This window comes from Nocardioides sp. S5-5 (genome assembly GCF_054954065.1).
The window spans coordinates 2,582,982-2,598,691 of sequence record NZ_CP199913.1 but is presented as its reverse complement, the minus strand read 5'-3'; the positions used below and the strand labels follow the sequence as shown (position 1 = coordinate 2,598,691).

General features: G+C 71.0%; 16 protein-coding genes. 12 read left to right on the top strand and 4 right to left on the bottom strand.

The features are described 5' to 3' along the window. The first annotated feature begins 14 nt into the window (after positions 1-14). From ACUP6Y_RS12285 to ACUP6Y_RS12245, 9 genes are all read left to right on the top strand, one after another. Positions 15-707, top strand: a complete 693-nt coding sequence (locus tag ACUP6Y_RS12285) for a helix-turn-helix transcriptional regulator (protein WP_462550993.1) — start codon at positions 15-17, stop codon at positions 705-707. Continuing rightward, positions 704-2,122 carry a Fe-S cluster assembly protein SufB gene (gene sufB / locus ACUP6Y_RS12280; RefSeq protein ID WP_462550991.1) on the top strand — a complete coding sequence of 473 codons (1,419 nt, stop codon included), beginning with the start codon at positions 704-706 and terminating at the stop codon, positions 2,120-2,122. The genes ACUP6Y_RS12285 and sufB overlap by 4 nt, the downstream gene beginning before the upstream one ends. Next, positions 2,122-3,285, top strand: a complete 1,164-nt coding sequence (gene sufD / locus ACUP6Y_RS12275) for a Fe-S cluster assembly protein SufD (RefSeq protein ID WP_462550990.1) — start codon at positions 2,122-2,124, stop codon at positions 3,283-3,285. The genes sufB and sufD overlap by 1 nt, the downstream gene beginning before the upstream one ends. Next, positions 3,282-3,617, top strand: a complete 336-nt coding sequence (locus ACUP6Y_RS12270) for a non-heme iron oxygenase ferredoxin subunit (protein WP_462550989.1) — start codon at positions 3,282-3,284, stop codon at positions 3,615-3,617. The genes sufD and ACUP6Y_RS12270 overlap by 4 nt, the downstream gene beginning before the upstream one ends. Then, positions 3,614-4,372 (top strand): Fe-S cluster assembly ATPase SufC, encoded by a 759-nt coding sequence (sufC, locus tag ACUP6Y_RS12265; RefSeq protein WP_462550988.1) that lies wholly within the window; start codon positions 3,614-3,616, stop codon positions 4,370-4,372. The genes ACUP6Y_RS12270 and sufC overlap by 4 nt, the downstream gene beginning before the upstream one ends. An 8-nt stretch (positions 4,373-4,380) precedes the next feature. Beyond that, on the top strand, positions 4,381-5,646 hold the full coding sequence (locus ACUP6Y_RS12260) for a cysteine desulfurase (RefSeq protein WP_462556717.1): 1,266 nt from the start codon (positions 4,381-4,383) through the stop codon (positions 5,644-5,646). Positions 5,647-5,649: 3 nt separating this feature from the next. After that, positions 5,650-6,114, top strand: coding sequence for a Fe-S cluster assembly sulfur transfer protein SufU (sufU, locus tag ACUP6Y_RS12255; protein WP_462550987.1), 465 nt, complete (start codon positions 5,650-5,652; stop codon positions 6,112-6,114). Continuing rightward, complete coding sequence (locus tag ACUP6Y_RS12250; protein ID WP_462550985.1) at positions 6,114-6,494, top strand: metal-sulfur cluster assembly factor; 381 nt, start codon at positions 6,114-6,116, stop codon at positions 6,492-6,494. Before sufU ends, ACUP6Y_RS12250 begins: the two co-directional genes overlap by 1 nt. A gap of 84 nt (positions 6,495-6,578) precedes the next feature. Next, entirely contained in the window at positions 6,579-7,196 is a 618-nt protein-coding gene (locus tag ACUP6Y_RS12245) for an acVLRF1 family peptidyl-tRNA hydrolase (RefSeq protein ID WP_462550984.1), read from the top strand. Here the strand turns inward: ACUP6Y_RS12245 and ACUP6Y_RS12240 are convergent. Further along, a complete protein-coding gene (locus ACUP6Y_RS12240) occupies positions 7,180-7,635 on the bottom strand; it encodes a GNAT family N-acetyltransferase (RefSeq protein WP_462550983.1) in 456 nt (151 codons plus the stop codon). The two genes, ACUP6Y_RS12245 and ACUP6Y_RS12240, sit on opposite strands and share 17 nt — an antisense overlap. Before the next feature lie 145 nt (positions 7,636-7,780). Here ACUP6Y_RS12240 and ACUP6Y_RS12235 point away from each other — a divergent pair, with 145 nt between their 5' ends. Both ACUP6Y_RS12235 and ACUP6Y_RS12230 read left to right on the top strand, forming a co-directional pair. Further along, positions 7,781-8,839, top strand: a complete 1,059-nt coding sequence (locus tag ACUP6Y_RS12235; RefSeq protein ID WP_462550982.1) for a hypothetical protein — start codon at positions 7,781-7,783, stop codon at positions 8,837-8,839. 10 nt (positions 8,840-8,849) lie between these two features. Further along, positions 8,850-9,755, top strand: coding sequence for a phosphotransferase (locus tag ACUP6Y_RS12230; protein ID WP_462550981.1), 906 nt, complete (start codon positions 8,850-8,852; stop codon positions 9,753-9,755). A 3-nt stretch (positions 9,756-9,758) separates the two neighbouring features. Here the strand turns inward: ACUP6Y_RS12230 and ypfJ are convergent, their stop codons facing one another. Next, a complete protein-coding gene (ypfJ, locus tag ACUP6Y_RS12225) occupies positions 9,759-10,721 on the bottom strand; it encodes a KPN_02809 family neutral zinc metallopeptidase (protein ID WP_462556715.1) in 963 nt (320 codons plus the stop codon). A 72-nt stretch (positions 10,722-10,793) separates the two neighbouring features. On the opposite strand from ypfJ, the gene ACUP6Y_RS12220 reads away from it, so the two are divergent. After that, entirely contained in the window at positions 10,794-12,392 is a 1,599-nt protein-coding gene (locus ACUP6Y_RS12220; protein WP_462550980.1) for an ABC-F family ATP-binding cassette domain-containing protein, read from the top strand. Between the two features lie 14 nt (positions 12,393-12,406). Here ACUP6Y_RS12220 and ACUP6Y_RS12215 read toward each other — a convergent pair whose 3' ends face one another. Together ACUP6Y_RS12215 and ACUP6Y_RS12210 are read right to left on the bottom strand one after the other, a co-directional pair. Beyond that, a complete protein-coding gene (locus tag ACUP6Y_RS12215) occupies positions 12,407-14,965 on the bottom strand; it encodes an ABC transporter permease (protein ID WP_462550979.1) in 2,559 nt (852 codons plus the stop codon). Next, positions 14,953-15,681 (bottom strand): ABC transporter ATP-binding protein, encoded by a 729-nt coding sequence (locus ACUP6Y_RS12210; RefSeq protein WP_462550978.1) that lies wholly within the window; start codon positions 15,679-15,681, stop codon positions 14,953-14,955. Before ACUP6Y_RS12210 ends, ACUP6Y_RS12215 begins: the two co-directional genes overlap by 13 nt. Positions 15,682-15,710 lie beyond the last annotated feature (29 nt).

Genomic DNA, 15,710 nt, shown 5'->3' with positions numbered 1-15,710 from the left:
GGCACACTGGCGTTGTGGAATTCGTGCGGACCCCCGAGGAAGGCGACCAGCCGACGCGTCAGCGCGTCGCGCGGTCCATCCTCGTCAACGGTCCGTCGACCGCGGCGGCGCTCGCCGAGCGCCTGGAGCTGACGCCGGCCGCGGTGCGCCGTCACCTCGACCAGCTGCTCGCCGAGGGCGCGGTCGTCGCGCGCGACCCCCGTCCGGTCGGCTCCCGGGGCCGGGGCCGCCCGGCCAAGGTGTTCGCGCTGACCGAGCGTGGCCGCGACGCCTTCGACCAGCAGTACGACGACCTGGCCACCGAGGCGATCCGCTTCCTGGCCGAGACCGGCGGCGACGAGGCCGTCCGGGCGTTCGCCGAGCGGCGGGCGTCGTTCATCGAGAAGAAGTTCCCGGTGGTCGCGGCCGCCAACCCGGGTGCCTCGCCCGCGCAGGTGCTGGCGCTGGTGTTCTCCGACGAGGGCTACGCCGCCACCGTCCGCGAGCTCGCCCCGATCAATGGAAACAGCGTGGGGGAGCAGCTGTGCCAGCAGCACTGCCCGGTCTCCCACGTCGCCCACGAGTTCCCCCAGCTGTGCGAGGCCGAGACCGAGGCGATCAGCCGGGTCCTCGGCACCCACGTCCAGCGCCTGGCCACCATCGCCCACGGTGACGGGGTCTGCACCACGTGCATCCCCTCAACACAGAAGGAGCAGGTCACGTCATGACCTCGATCGAAGAGCTCAACCCGGAGCTGAAGGGGATCGGACGCTACGAGTTCGGCTGGTCCGACAAGAACGACGTCGGCGCCAACGCGAAGCGCGGTCTCAACGAGGACGTCGTCCGCGACATCTCCTCGAAGAAGAACGAGCCGTCGTGGATGCTGGACCTGCGCCTCAAGGGCCTCAAGCTCTTCGACCGCAAGCCCATGCCCACGTGGGGCTCGGACCTCTCCGCGATCGACTTCGACAACATCAAGTACTTCGTGCGCTCGAGCGAGAAGCAGGCCGCGACCTGGGACGACCTGCCCGAGGACATCAAGAACACCTACGACAAGCTCGGCATCCCGGAGGCGGAGAAGCAGCGTCTGGTCTCGGGTGTCGCCGCGCAGTACGAGTCCGAGGTCGTCTACCACTCGATCCGTGAGGACCTCGAGGCCCAGGGCGTGCTCTTCCTCGACACCGACACCGCGCTGCGCGAGCAGCCGGAGCTCTTCAAGGAGTACTTCGGCACGGTCATCCCGGTCGGCGACAACAAGTTCGCCGCGCTCAACACCGCGGTGTGGTCGGGCGGCTCGTTCATCTACGTCCCCAAGGGTGTCCATGTCGACATCCCGCTGCAGGCCTACTTCCGGATCAACACCGAGAACATGGGCCAGTTCGAGCGGACGCTGATCATCGTCGACGAGGACGCCTACGTCCACTACGTCGAGGGCTGCACCGCGCCGATCTACAGCAGCGACTCGCTGCACTCCGCGGTCGTCGAGATCATCGTCAAGAAGGGCGGCCGCTGCCGCTACACGACCATCCAGAACTGGTCCAACAACGTCTACAACCTCGTCACCAAGCGCGCGGTCTGCGAGGCCGGCGCGACGATGGAGTGGGTCGACGGCAACATCGGCTCCAAGGTCACGATGAAGTACCCGGCCGTCTACCTGATGGGCGAGCACGCCAAGGGCGAGACGCTGTCGATCGCCTTCGCCGGCGAGGGCCAGCACCAGGACGCCGGCGCCAAGATGGTCCACGCGGCGCCCAACACCTCCTCCTCGATCCTGTCGAAGTCGGTGGCCCGCGGTGGCGGCCGGACGTCGTACCGCGGCCTGATCCAGGTCAACGAGGGTGCCCACGGCTCCAAGTCGAACGTGCTGTGCGACGCGCTCCTGGTCGACCAGATCAGCCGCTCCGACACCTACCCCTACGTCGACATCCGCGAGGACGACGTGTCCATGGGCCACGAGGCGTCGGTCTCCAAGGTCTCCGACGACCAGCTCTTCTACCTCATGTCCCGTGGCATGGAGCAGGACGAGGCGATGGCGATGATCGTGCGCGGCTTCGTCGAGCCGATCGCCAAGGAGCTCCCGATGGAGTACGCCCTCGAGCTGAACCGACTGATCGAGCTGCAGATGGAAGGTGCCGTCGGCTGATGACCGCCGAAGTTCTCGAAGGTGCCCTCGAGAAGATCGAGAGCCACCTCCACCCCGAAGGATCCTTCGACGTCGAGGCCCACGAGGTGCCGACCGGTCGTGAGGAGATCTGGCGGTTCACCCCGCTCAAGCGGCTGCGTGGCATCCACGCGGACGCGCCGCTGGCCGGCACGTCGTTCGAGGCGTCCTTCGACGCTCCGGGCAACGTGCGGGCCGACCGGCTCGACGACGACTCGCTCAAGGGCGTGTCCGGCCTGGTGCCGTGGGACCGGATCTCGGCCCGTGCGCTGGCCGAGGCGAAGTCGAGCCTCGCCGTCACGATCCCGGCCGAGGCCGTGCTCGAGCGCCCGGTGTTCGTGACCATCAAGGGCACCGGCACCGACGAGGCGACCGCGGCGCACCTGGTCATCCGGGCCGAGAAGTTCAGCAAGGCGACCGTCGTGCTGCGCTTCGAGGGTTCGATGACGCTGGCCGACAACGTCGAGATCGTGGTCGAGGACGGCGCCCAGCTGGCCGTCGTCTCGATCGACGACTGGGCCGACGACGCCGTCCACGTCGGGCACCGCCACATCCGGGTGGGACGTGACGCGCAGTTCAAGCACGTCGACATCACCTTCGGCGGCGACGTGGTGCGTCACGACACCACCGCCGACTACGCCGGCCCGGGCGGCGCGGTCGAGATGCTCGGCCTGTACTTCGCCGACGCCGGCCAGCACATCGAGCACCGGCTCTTCGTCGACCACACCGCCCCGCGGACCAAGTCCCACGTGGTCTACAAGGGCGCGCTGCAGGGCGAGAAGGCGCACACCGTGTGGATCGGCAACGTGCTGATCCGCAAGGTCGCCGAGGGCATCGAGACCTACGAGGAGAACCGCAACCTCGTCCTCACCGACGGCTGTCAGGCCGACTCGGTCCCCAACCTGGAGATCGAGACCGGCGAGATCGAGGGCGCCGGCCACGCGTCGGCGACCGCCCGCTTCGACGACGAGCAGCTGTTCTACCTGCGCTCGCGCGGCATCTCCGAGAAGGAGGCGCAGCGCCTGGTCGTGCATGGCTTCTTCAACGACCTGATCCGCCAGATCGGCGTACCGGAGCTCGAGGAGAGCCTCGCGGCGACCGTGGAGGCGGAGCTCGCCAAGAACGTCCACGCAGGTGCGCTGTGAGCTTCGAACGTGTCGCGTCGCTGAGCGAGGTCCCCACCGATGAGGCCCTCGCCGTCACCGTCGACAGCTACGACGTCGCGATCGCCCGTGACGGCGACGAGGTCTTCGCCCTGCAGGACCTGTGCTCCCACGCCGCGGTCCAGCTGAGCGAGGGCGAGGTCGCCGACTGCACCATCGAGTGCTGGCTGCACGGGTCGACCTTCGACCTGCGCACCGGCAAGCCCACCACCTTCCCGGCGACCGAGCCCGTCGCCACCTTCCCTGTCGAAGTGCGTGACGGCGAGATCTACGTCGACGTCACCACGACCCTGAACGGAGTCACCCCCGCATGAGCACCCTCGAGATCAAGAACCTGCAGGTGTCGGTCGACACCGAGGATGGAGCCAAGGAGATCCTCAAGGGCGTCACGCTGACCATCAAGGACGGCGAGACCCACGCGATCATGGGTCCCAACGGCTCGGGCAAGTCCACGACGGCGTACTCCATCGCGGGTCACCCGAAGTACACGATCACCGGCGGCGAGGTCCTCCTCGACGGTGAGAACCTGCTCGAGATGAGCCCCGACGAGCGGGCCCGCGCCGGCCTGTTCCTGGCGATGCAGTACCCCGTCGAGGTGCCCGGCGTCTCGATGGCCAACTTCCTGCGCACCGCCAAGACCGCCATCGACGGCGAGGCGCCCAAGCTGCGCACCTGGGTCAAGGACGTCAACGGCGCCCTGGACCGGATGAACCTCGACCCCGCGTTCTCCAGCCGCTCGGTCAACGAGGGCTTCTCCGGCGGCGAGAAGAAGCGCGCCGAGATCGCCCAGCTCGACCTGCTCGACCCGAAGTTCGCGATCCTCGACGAGATCGACTCCGGGCTCGACATCGACGCGCTGAAGGTCGTCTCCGACGGCATCAACGCCTACGCCGGTCGCGAGGGCAAGGGCCTGCTGCTGATCACGCACTACACGCGGATCCTGCGCTACGTGAAGCCCGACGTCGTGCATGTGTTCGTCGACGGCCGGATCGCCGAGTCGGGCGGCCCGGAGCTGGCCGACGAGCTGGAGGCCAACGGCTACGAGCGCTTCACCACCGCCGGGGTCTGACCGTGACCCTGGAGGGGCTCCTCCCGGAGCTGGCGGTCATCCGCAAGGACTTCCCGATCCTCGAGCGCACGCTCGCGGGCGGGCTGCCGCTGGTCTACCTCGACAGCGCCAACACCTCGCAGAAGCCTCAGGTGGTGATCGACACCATGGTCGACCACCTGGAGCGCCACAACGCCAACATCGCCCGCGCCATGCACCAGCTCGGCGCCGAGTCGACCGAGGCGTTCGAGGCCGCGCGCGACAAGGTGGCGGCGTTCCTCGGCGCGCCCGACCGCGACGAGGTGATCTTCACCAAGAACGCCTCCGAGGCGCTCAACCTGGTCGCCAACACGCTGGCCTGGGCGGGCCCGCTGCAGGTCGGTGCGGGCGACGAGGTGGTCATCACCGAGATGGAGCACCACTCCAACATCGTCCCGTGGCAGCTGCTCACCCAGCGCAGCGGCGCGACCCTGCGCTGGTTCGGGATCACCGACGACGGCCGCCTGGACCTGACGAGGATCGACGAGCTGATCACCGAGCGCACCAAGGTCGTCTCGCTGACCTGGGTCTCCAACATGCTCGGCACGATCAACCCGGTCGCGGAGATCGCCCGTCGCGCGCACGCCGTGGGTGCGATCGTCGTCGTCGACGCCTCGCAGGCCGCGCCGCAGCTGCCGATCGACCTGGCCGCGATGCCGGCCGAGGAGCGGCCCGACCTGCTCGCCTTCACCGGCCACAAGGTCGTCGGCCCGACCGGCATCGGCGTGCTCTGGGGCTCCCGCGCGGTGCTCGACGCGCTGCCGCCGTTCCTCGGCGGTGGCGAGATGATCGAGACGGTGCGGATGGAGGGCTCGACCTACGCCGGCATCCCGCACAAGTTCGAGGCCGGCACTCCGCCGATCGTCGAGGCGATCGGCCTCGGGGCCGCGGTGGAGTACCTCGGCCACATCGGGCTCGACGCGATCCACGCGCACGAGAAGGCGATCACCGGCTACGCCCTCGAGGGCCTGCAGTCGGTGAGGGGTCTGACCGTGCTCGGCCCGCTCGACGCGGCCGAGCGCGGTGGCGCGATCTCCTTCGAGCTCGACGGCGTGCATCCGCACGACATCGCGCAGGTGCTCGACAGCCGCGGCGTCGCGGTCCGCGCCGGCCACCACTGCGCGAAGCCGGCCCACGCCCGCTTCGGGGTGCAGAGCTCGACGCGGATGTCGTCGTACCTCTACACGGAGCCGCGCGAGATCGACGCCCTGGTCGAGGCGCTGGAATACACCCGTTCCTACTTCAAGTTGGACTGAGCGATGTCTGCGACCGACCTGGATGCCCTGTATCAGGAGATCATCCTCGACCACTACAAGAACCCCCACGGCAAGGGGCTTCGTGAGCACGCCGACCACACGGCCGAGGTGCACCACGTCAACCCGACCTGTGGCGACGAGGTGACCCTGCGGGTCCACCTGGCCGACGGTGTCGTCGACGACGTGTCCTACGACGCGCTCGGCTGCTCGATCTCGCAGGCCTCCGCCTCGGTGCTCTACGACCTGGTGGTCGGCAAGAGCGTCGACGAGGCGATGACGATCCACCACGAGTTCCTCACCCTGATGCAGGGCAAGGGTGCCGTGGAGCCCGACGAGGACGTCTTGGAGGACGGGATCGCGTTCGCCGGTGTGGCGAAGTTCCCGGCCCGGGTGAAGTGTGCCCTGCTGTCATGGATGGCGTGGAAGGACGCGACGGCGCAGGCCCTCGCGGGAGACGGAGACAACTGATGAGCGAGTCCATCGACAACAGCGACCTGCCCGAGGTCCCCGAGGCCGGCGGCTCGTCCAACGCCTCCTCCAACGTGGCGCTCGCCGACATCGAGGAGGCGATGAAGGACGTCGTCGACCCCGAGCTCGGCATCAACGTCGTCGACCTCGGCCTCGTCTACGGCATGCATGTCGACGAGGGCTCGAACCTCGTCCTCGACATGACTCTCACCTCGGCCGCGTGTCCGCTGACCGACGTGATCACCGACCAGACCGAGTCCGCGCTCGAGGGCCTGGTCAACGACGTCGCCATCAACTGGGTCTGGATGCCGCCGTGGGGCCCCGACAAGATCACCCCCGACGGCCGCGAGCAGCTGCGCGCCCTCGGCTTCAACGTCTGAGAGCCTCAGGCCCGGAGCCGCTGGCGCCGGTGGTCGATCACCATCCCCGGAAATCCCACACGTTGTTCTCGATAGGGTCCGGACATGCCCGAGGTCCTGGTCCCGCCCGCGCGCTGGCCGCGCTGGCTCGCCAACTTCGCGGCGTCCCACGGTGGCGCGGTCCTGGCCACGGTCGACGGCGGCGTGCAGGGCGCCGGTACGGACGGCTCGACCTTCACCGCCCGGCTGCCCTTCTCGCTCGCGTACGACGGCCCGCCGGACGAGGTGGCCGAGCACGCCGTGCCGCCGCCCGTCTGGGGCGTGCTGCTGGTGCGCAAGGGCGGCTTCGCGCTCGCGCGGGTCGAGGCCGGGGCGCTGGCGTCGAGCAAGGTCGGCCAGCGGCACGTCCAGGGCCGGACCAAGGCGGGCGGGCAGTCGCAGCAGCGCTTCGCCCGGCGCCGCGCCAACCAGGCCCGGGTCGCCTACGAGGCGGCCGCGGACCATGCCGCCGCGATCCTGGCCGGGGTCCCCGAGGTGGTGACCGGCGGCGACCGGGGCGCGGTGGAGGAGGTCCTCGCCGACCCGCGGCTGCGCTCGCTCGCGGTGGTCGGCCCGTGGCTCGCCGTACCGGATCCGCGGCGGGCGGTGCTCGAGCAGGCTCTGCGCGATGCCCAGGCGCTGGTGGTGAGCGTGGAGAACGCCGGGCTCAGAGCGTCAGGGTGAGGAACACGCTGTTCGGGTCCGAGACGTAGCCCTCGAAGGGGGCGCACTCGGTGAATCCGCGGGTGAGGTACAGCGCCCGGGCGGGTGCGAAGTAGTCCTCGATGCCGGTCTCCAGACTGACCCGGGCGTGTCCGCGGTCGCGAGCCACGGTCAGCACGTGGTCGAGCAGCAGGCCGGCCACCCCGCGGCGGCGGGCCGCGGTCGCCGTCCGCATGGACTTGAGCTCGGCGTGCTCGACGGAGAGCCGCTTGAGGGCGACGCAGCCGAGCAGCAGGTCGGCGTCGCGGGCGGTCCACAGGGTGATCGACGGCGCCGCGAGGGCGTCGGGGTCGAGGGCATGCACGCTCTCGGCCGGCGAGGTGGCGTACATGTCGGCCAGGTGCTCCTCGAGCAGGCCCAAGACGTCGGGCCGGCGTGGGTCGTCGGTCGCGATCTGCATGGATCGAGTCTCTCGCAGGGGGAGGATGGCCTGCCGCGGTGCTGTCCGCGCTGACCGCGGCCGGAGTGACGGCGCTGACCAGCACGCCGCCCAGCCTCGAGGAGCTGTTCCTCGACGCCTACCGGGATCGCGCCGGAGCCGGGCGGTGACCGGCTGGTCCCTGCTGCTGCGGCTGGGCCTGCGCCAGGACCGGATCCTCGCGCCGGTGGCACTCGCCGTGCTCGTCGTGATGAGTGTCGCGTCGGCCGCCGCGACTCCGGGCCTGTACACCGACCAGGCCGACCGGGTGCGCGCCGCCGAGGCCATCAACGCCAGCCCCGCCATCGTCGCGCTCTACGGCCCGATCCTCGACGTCACCAGCGAGGGCGAGCTGGCGATGACCAAGATGACCGTGCTGTACGCCGTGTTCGTGGCGGCCCTGTTCGTCGTGGTCGTGCGTCGCCACACCCGGGTGGAGGAGGAGACCGGCCGCACCGAGCTGGTCGGCGGCACCGCAGTCGGACGGCACGCGCCGCTCGTCGCGACCCTGCTCGGGGCCGCGGCGCTGGCGGTCGTGCTCGGCCTGCTCACCGCGCTGGGCAACACCCTCTCCGGCCTCGGTCTCGTCGGCTCCCTCGCCTTCGGCGCGCTGTGGGCCGGCACCGCCCTGGTGGCCGCGGGCATCGCCGCGGTGAGTGCCCAGCTCTCCGCGAGCGCGCGCACCTGCGCGGCGTACGCCGCCGGGACGCTCGCCGTGCTCTTCGTGCTCCGCGCCGCAGGAGACACGGGTCCGGGCTGGCTGAGCTGGCTCTCGCCGCTGGGATGGAACACCCAGGTCCGGGCGTACGGCGAGGTGCGCTGGTGGCTGCTGCCCTGCTACCTGCTCGTGGCCGGCGCCCTGGCGGCGCTCGCCTTCCTGCTCCTCGCCGCCCTCGCCTGGGTGCCCGCCGCCTGGGTGGTCGGCGCGCTGGCGGTGCTCTCGCTGGCGGCCGGGCTGCGCTGGTCGGTCCTGGTCTGGGTCTGGCCGGCGGCCTTCGTGACCCTCAGCCTGCTCGGTGACCTGCTGCGGCTGCCGGGCTGGTTGACCGGGCTGTCGCCGTACTCCCACGTGCCGTCGCTGCCCGCCGACGCGTGGAGCTGGGGGAGCGTCTCGGGGCTGAGCGTCGTGGCGGCCGTGCTGCTCAGCGTGGCGTGGTGGCGGTTCCGGGAGCGCGACATCGGCTAGTTTCAGCCGCATGTGGCAGCCCGAGCCCGACTGGGTGGCGCTCCCCGGAGGCACGGGGACCTCCACCGTGGGCGTGTGGCGGACCGCACTCGGCGGGCGGCCCGTGGTGATCAAGCGGCTCGGCGCGCCCGCGGCGGGCGATCCGGCCGTGCTCTCCGAGCGGACCCACGCCGGGTACTGGCGACGCGAGGCCGACGTCCTGCTCACCGGCCTCACCTCGGCGACGCCGGGGCTGCGCTCGGCGGGCGCCTCGGTCGAGGAGGACGACGAGGGCGTCACCATCGTCCGGGACTGGGTCGAGGACGCCGCGTCGAGCGGGCTGTTCCTGGCCCTGTCCCTGGGCCGGTTCTCGGGCGCGGACCTCGGCCACCCGACCTTCCTCGCGACCGCCCTGCTGCGCGACCGGCTGGCCCGGGTGGCGCGCCGCGGCGGCTGGACCACGCTCGCCCGGACCACCGTCGCCGACGTCGCCATGCACCTGTGGAGCCACCGGGAGCGGCTGCTCACCCTGCTCGACGGGCTGCCGCAGGTTCCGCAGCACGGCGACCCGACCGCGCTCAACGTCCCCGGCCGAGCCGACGACGACGCGGTCGCCATCGACTGGGGCACGTTGGGCCACGGCCCGGTCGGCGGCGACCTGGGCTATCTCTCGCTGTCCTCGCGCGAGGAGTTCGAGCCACTGCTCGACGCCTACCTGCTCGGCCTGCCCGACGGCGTCGCCGACCGCGACAGCGTCGTCCTCGGCGCCCAGGTCGTCGCCGTCTACACCGCGCTCAACCGCGCCGAGTGGGCGCTGGCCCGGGTCGCGGGCGGCGAGGGGGCGCTGGCCGGCAAGTACCGGCATCCGGCCGTCGCGCCGCACCTGCGCGCGCTGCAGCGCACCTTCGGGCACATGGAGGCCCTGCTGGAGCTGTAGGGATCAGACCTTGCTCGCCGCGAAGGTGTCGCAGGCGTCGAGGGTCCCCTCCTGGAAGCCGACCATGAACCACTTCTGCCGCTGCGCGGAGGAGCCGTGGGTCCACGCCTCCTCGTCGACCCGGCCGCCGGCGCGCTTTTGGATGTAGTCGTCGCCGACCGACTTGGCGGCGTCGATGGCCTGGTTGATGTCGTCCTGGGTGAGGTCGAGGATCAGCTTCTCGCCCGACGCGTCCTCGGTGGTGGTCGCGTGCTTGGCCCACATCCCGGCGTAGCAGTCGGCCTGCAGCTCGAGGCGGACGCCGTCGCTCTGCGGCCCGGTCTGCTGGCTGCGGACCTGGCCCATGTAGCCGAGCAGATTGGAGACGTGGTGGCCGTACTCGTGGGCGAGCACGTAGAACTCCACGAAGCTGCCGTCGGGGCCGCCGAGCTGGCCCTCGAGGACGTCGTCGAAGAAGGTGGTGTCGAGGTAGATCGTCTCGTCGCTGGGGCAGTAGAACGGCCCGACCGCCGATGACGCCGCGCCGCAGCCGGTGTCGACCGAGCCGGTGAAGGTGACCACCGCTCGCTCGGGGCGGAACTTGCCTCCGAGCTCGGCGCCCCAGTAGTCGGTCAGCGAGTTCTCGATCGCGACCCGGGCGCAGTCCTGGCTCTCGTTGGCGTCCTCGCCGGTCTTGCACCCGGCGTACCGATCGGTGCCCTGCTGGGCGTCGCTGAACCGCGACGGCGAGTAGACGCTGCCGAGCCCGCCGGTGCCGCCCCCGCCGCTGAGCGGGTTGCCGCCCAGGAGCAGGGTGACGACCACGACCAGGATCACGCCGATCAGGCCGCCGATGCCGCCCTTGCCGCCCGGGATCGGGAGGCGCATGCCGCCGCCCCCGAGACCGCCACCCATGCCACCGCCGCTCCCGGCGCCCGCGTCACGGACCCGGGACTGGTCGAGGCGGGCCTTCGGATTGAATCGCACCACGGCAGCACCCTAGAGGACGCCCGCGCCGTTTAGGGGGTGCCGAACCGTCGTGGGAGACTGGACCACGTCATGATCACGGTGCACCAGCTCGAGGTACGCGTCGGTGCGCGGCTCCTCATGGAGAACGTCAGCTTCCGCGTCGGCCCCGGCGACAAGGTCGGTCTCGTCGGCCGCAACGGCGCCGGCAAGACCACCCTCACCAAGGTGCTCGCCGGCGACGCCCTCCCCGCCGGCGGATCGGTCAGCAACAGTGGCGAGCTCGGCTACCTCCCGCAGGACCCGCGGGTGGGTGATCCCGAGATCATCGTCCGCGACCGGATCCTGTCCGCGCGCGGGCTCGACGACGCCGTACGCCGGATGCGGGCCGCCGAGATCGCGATGGCCTCCGAGGACCCGAACGAGCGCGACAAGGCGTTCCGCAGGTTCCAGCGCGCGCAGGACGAGCTCGACGCCGGGGGCGGGTACGCCGCCGAGACCGAGGCGCTCCAGATCGCGCAGAGCCTCGGCATCCCCGACCGGCTGATGGACCAGCCGCTCGGCACCCTCTCGGGCGGCCAGCGACGTCGGGTCGAGCTGGCCCGGATCCTGTTCTCCAGCGCCGAGGTGCTCGTGCTCGACGAGCCGACCAACCACCTCGACGCCGACTCGATCACCTGGCTGCGCGACTGGATGAAGTCCTACAAGGGCGGCTTCATCGTGATCTCCCACGACAACGCGCTGCTCGAGGAGACCGTCAACAAGGTCTTCCACCTCGACGCCAACCGCTCGGTCATCGACGTCTACAACATGGGCTGGAGGAACTACCTCACCCAGCGCGAGACCGACGAGGCGCGCCGCAAGCGCGAGCTGATGAACGCCCAGAACAAGGCGAAGACGCTCACCGACCAGGCCAACAAGATGCGCGCCAAGGCGACCAAGGCGTCGGCCGCCCAGCAGATGCTCAAGCGCGCCGAGAGGCTGATGGAGGGCGTCGAGGGGGAGCGGCAGTCCGACAAGGTCGCGGCGATCAAGTTCCCCACCCCGGCCGCCTGCGGCAAGACGCCGCTCTCGGCGCACGACCTGTCCAAGTCCTACGGCGCCCTGGAGATCTTCACCGCCGTCGACCTGGCCATCGACAAGGGTTCGCGCGTGGTCATCCTCGGTCTCAACGGTGCCGGCAAGACCACGATGCTGCGCATCCTCGCCGGCGTCGACAAGCCCGACACCGGCGAGGTCGTCGCCGGGCACGGCCTCAAGGTGGGCTACTACGCCCAGGAGCACGAGACGCTCGACGTCTCCCGCACGGTGCTCGAGAACATGCAGTCCTCCGCGCCCCAGCTCACCGACACCGAGGCCCGCTCGGTCCTCGGCTCGTTCCTCTTCTCCGGCGACGATGTCCACAAGCCGGCGGGCGTCCTGTCCGGCGGTGAGAAGACCCGGCTCGCGCTGGCCTCGCTCGTCGTCTCCGCTGCCAACGTGCTGCTCCTCGACGAGCCCACCAACAACCTCGACCCCGCCTCGCGGGAGGAGGTCCTCAACGCGATCCGCCGCTACGAGGGCGCCATCGTGCTGGTCACCCACGACGAGGGCGCCGTCCACGCGCTCGAGCCGGACCGGGTGCTCATCCTCCCCGACGGGGTCGAGGACCTGTGGAGCCCGGACTACGCGGACCTGGTGGCGTTGGCCTGAGGTGTCACTCGGGCTCACTCGCTCGCGATCGCCTCCAGCACGTCCAGCCGGCTCGCCCGGATCGCGGGGACGACGGCGGCGAGCACGCCGACCACGACCGCCACGACGAGGAACGCCACGAGCTGGCCGAGGGGCAGGCCGAGGCTGCTCAGGTCGTCGGAGAGCGAGCGCTGGAGCAGGATGCCGATCAGCAGGCCGAGGACCATGCCGAGAACGGCTCCGAGGACGGCGATGGCGACCGACTCGAGGGTGATCATCCGGCGCAGCTTGGCCCGGCTCATGCCGACGGCGCGCAGCAGGCCGATCTCGCGGGTCCGCTCGATGACGCTGAGACCGAGGGTGTTGACGATGCCGATGACGGCGATCACGATCGCCAGGGTCAGCAGGCCGTAGATGATGTACAGCAGCTGGTTGACCTGGTCGCGGATCTGGTCGGCGAAGCCCTCCTTGTCGAAGACGCCGACGATGGGGGCCGAGGCCGCGGCGGCGTCGACCGCGTCGCGCACCTCCGCCTTGTCGGCCCCCGGGGCGATGAGCACGCTGAGGGTGGAGTCCTGGCGCAGTACGCCGGCCGCCACCAGCTGGTCGAGCGGGATGCTGACCTCGGAGGTGGTCTCGCCGGACTCGACGATGCCGGCGACGGTGAGGTGCAGCGTCGTACCGCCTTGGAAGCCGAGGTCGAGCGGATCGCCGACCTCGAGGCCCAGCGACCGCGCGAGGGACCGGAACAGCACGGCCTGCGCGCCGGTCGGGGACGCGACGCCGGAGACCACGTCCTGGTGGTAGATCCGGGCGTACTCGGCGTCGTTCCCCGCCACGCCGACCGTCTCGCCCTCGTGGCTGCCGGACGCGACGTGGGCGCCGGTCCACTGCTGGCGGCTGACGACGGCGACGCCCGGCACCTTCGCGACCTGGTCGCCGATCTCGGTCGAGAAGGGCAGGAAGTTCGAGTTCTGCACGAGGAGGTCGGCGGTGAACTGCTCGTCGACCACGTCGTCGACCGAGGCGTTGAGCGAGGCCGCGAGGACGCCGATGGTCGAGACGAGGGCCAGGCCGATCATGAGTGCCGAGGCGGTGGCGCCGGTACGACGCGGGTCGCGCAGGGCGTTCTCGCCGGCCAGCCGACCGGTGGTGCCGAAGACCGCGCCGAACAGCGCGCGGCACAGGGCGAGCACCGGCTTGCCGACCACCGGGCTGATCGCGGCGACGGTGAGGATCCAGATCACCGCGCCGACGCCGATCCATGCGGCGTCCGAGCCCGGCCCGCCGGCCACGCCGACGGCGGCGAAGCCGGCGCCGATGAGCAGCAGCACCCCGCCGACGAGGGTACGACGCCGCAGCGACCCCCGCTCCGGTACGACGTCGGTGCGCATCGCCGCCACGGGGGCCACCCGCGCGCCGCGCCGGGCGGGCAGGTACGCCGCCGCCATGGTCACGCCGACGCCGACGACATAGCTGGTGACGACCGCGCCCGGGGTGAGGTCGAGAGCGGCGCTGGCGATGTCGAGGCCGACGGAGCGGAACAGCGCGGCCAGGCCGCGAGCCAGCACCAGGCCGAGCCCGATCCCGAGCGTCGTGGCGACCAGGGCGAGCACGAGCGCCTCGAGCAGGACCGAGCGGGTCACCTGGCCGCGTCCCGCGCCGAGGGCGCGGAGCAGGGCGAGCTCGCGGGTGCGCTGGGCGACCAGGATCGAGAAGGTGTTGACGATGATGAAGCCGCCGACGATGACGGCGATGATCGCGAACACCAGCAAGAAGGTGCTGATGATGCCCAGGAAGGTGCCGACGGCGTCCTGCGACTCCTCGGCCACCTGGTCGCCGGTGACCGCCTCGAAGCCGTCGGGCAGCGCCGTCGCCGCCGCGGTGGCGAGCTGCTCCTGCGACACCCCGTCGGCTGCCGTCAGGCTGATCTGGTTGTAGACGTCCTTGCCGCCCAGGAACAGCTCCTGGGCCTCCTGGGTCGTGAAGATCAGCAGGGTCGCGCCCGCCGTGCCGCCGCCGTTGAACTCGGCGGTGCCGACCAGCTCGGCGGTGCGCTCCAGGGTGCCGAACGGCGCGAGCAGCCCGACCTGGTCGCCGACCCGGTAGTCGCCGGCCTTGGCGGCGGCCTCGTCGAGGACGATCTCGCCGGGGCCCTCCGGCCAGCGGCCGGAGGTGAGGAGCAGCGCGCGCTCGCCGTCCATGTTCGGGCCGTCGGTGTGGTTGAAGGCGAGCGTCGGCGCGCCGGTGCCGCCGACCAGGGTGCCGTCGCCGGCGAGCAGGCTCATGCCGAACCCGGCCACGTCGCCGTCGGCGCGGGCGACCTGGGGCAGGTCCGCGAGCCGGGCCACGTCGTCAGGGGTGAGCGCCCGGCTGGTCTGGCCGGAGACGCCGCCGTCGAAGGACTCGGTGTCGACGGCGCGCACCACGCCGTCGGGCGTCGAGCCGTGGATGATCCCGTCGAACGTGGTGGACAGCCCGTTGCTGAACACCAGCACGCCGGAGAGGAAGGCCACTCCCAAGACGACCGACAGCCCGCTCATCACGAGCCGCACCTTGCGGGCGAACAGGTTGCGCAGGGTCAGCCGAAGCACGTCATCCGCTCCAGGATCAGCTCGCGGTTGGGCTCGAGCAGCTCGTCGACGACCTGCCCGTCGGTGAGGAACACCACGCGGTCGCAGTACGACGCCGCGACGGCGTCGTGGGTGACCATCACGATGGTCTGCCCGAAGTCGTCGACGCTGCGGCGCAGGAAGCCGAGGACCTCGGCCCCCGAGGCGCTGTCGAGGTTGCCGGTCGGCTCGTCGGCGAACACGATCGAGGGCTTGCTGACCAGTGCTCGGGCACAGGCGACCCGCTGCTGCTGGCCGCCGGACATCTGCGACGGCCGGTGCCCGAGCCGATCGCGCAGGCCGATGGTGTCGATGACGGTGTCGAACCAGGCCTGGTCCGGCTTGCGCCCCGCCAGGCTGAGGGGGAGCAGGATGTTCTCGCGCGCGGTGAGCGTCGGGACCAGGTTGAACGACTGGAACACGAACCCGATCTGCTCGCGCCGCAGCGCGGTCAGCGCCTTGTCGCGCAGCCGCGACAAGACGACGTCGCCGACCTGCACCTCACCGGCCGTCGGGGTGTCCAGCGCCGCGAGGCAGTGCATCAGCGTCGACTTGCCCGAGCCGGACGGCCCCATGATCGCGGTGAACTCGCGGGCCCCGATGTCGAGCGAGACCCCGTCGAGCGCCCGGACCTCGGAGTCGCCCGATCCATAGCGCTTGTAGAGGTCGATGGCCCGGGCCGCGACTGGCGTCGTCATGTGTCCACCCTGACAGAGGGCATCGGCGA

What these genes read in the sequence shown, in the direction of transcription:
- sufB (WP_462550991.1), top strand. Translation starts at nt 704, where the DNA reads ATGACCTCGATCGAAGAGCTCAACCCGGAGCTGAAGGGGATCGGACGC.
- sufD (WP_462550990.1), top strand. Translation starts at nt 2,122, where the DNA reads ATGACCGCCGAAGTTCTCGAAGGTGCCCTCGAGAAGATCGAGAGCCAC.
- sufC (WP_462550988.1), top strand. Translation starts at nt 3,614, where the DNA reads ATGAGCACCCTCGAGATCAAGAACCTGCAGGTGTCGGTCGACACCGAG.
- sufU (WP_462550987.1), top strand. Translation starts at nt 5,650, where the DNA reads ATGTCTGCGACCGACCTGGATGCCCTGTATCAGGAGATCATCCTCGAC.
- ACUP6Y_RS12250 (WP_462550985.1), top strand. Translation starts at nt 6,114, where the DNA reads ATGAGCGAGTCCATCGACAACAGCGACCTGCCCGAGGTCCCCGAGGCC.
- ACUP6Y_RS12245 (WP_462550984.1), top strand. Translation starts at nt 6,579, where the DNA reads ATGCCCGAGGTCCTGGTCCCGCCCGCGCGCTGGCCGCGCTGGCTCGCC.
- ACUP6Y_RS12240 (WP_462550983.1), bottom strand. Translation starts at nt 7,635, where the DNA reads ATGCAGATCGCGACCGACGACCCACGCCGGCCCGACGTCTTGGGCCTG.
- ACUP6Y_RS12230 (WP_462550981.1), top strand. Translation starts at nt 8,850, where the DNA reads ATGTGGCAGCCCGAGCCCGACTGGGTGGCGCTCCCCGGAGGCACGGGG.
- ACUP6Y_RS12220 (WP_462550980.1), top strand. Translation starts at nt 10,794, where the DNA reads ATGATCACGGTGCACCAGCTCGAGGTACGCGTCGGTGCGCGGCTCCTC.
- ACUP6Y_RS12210 (WP_462550978.1), bottom strand. Translation starts at nt 15,681, where the DNA reads ATGACGACGCCAGTCGCGGCCCGGGCCATCGACCTCTACAAGCGCTAT.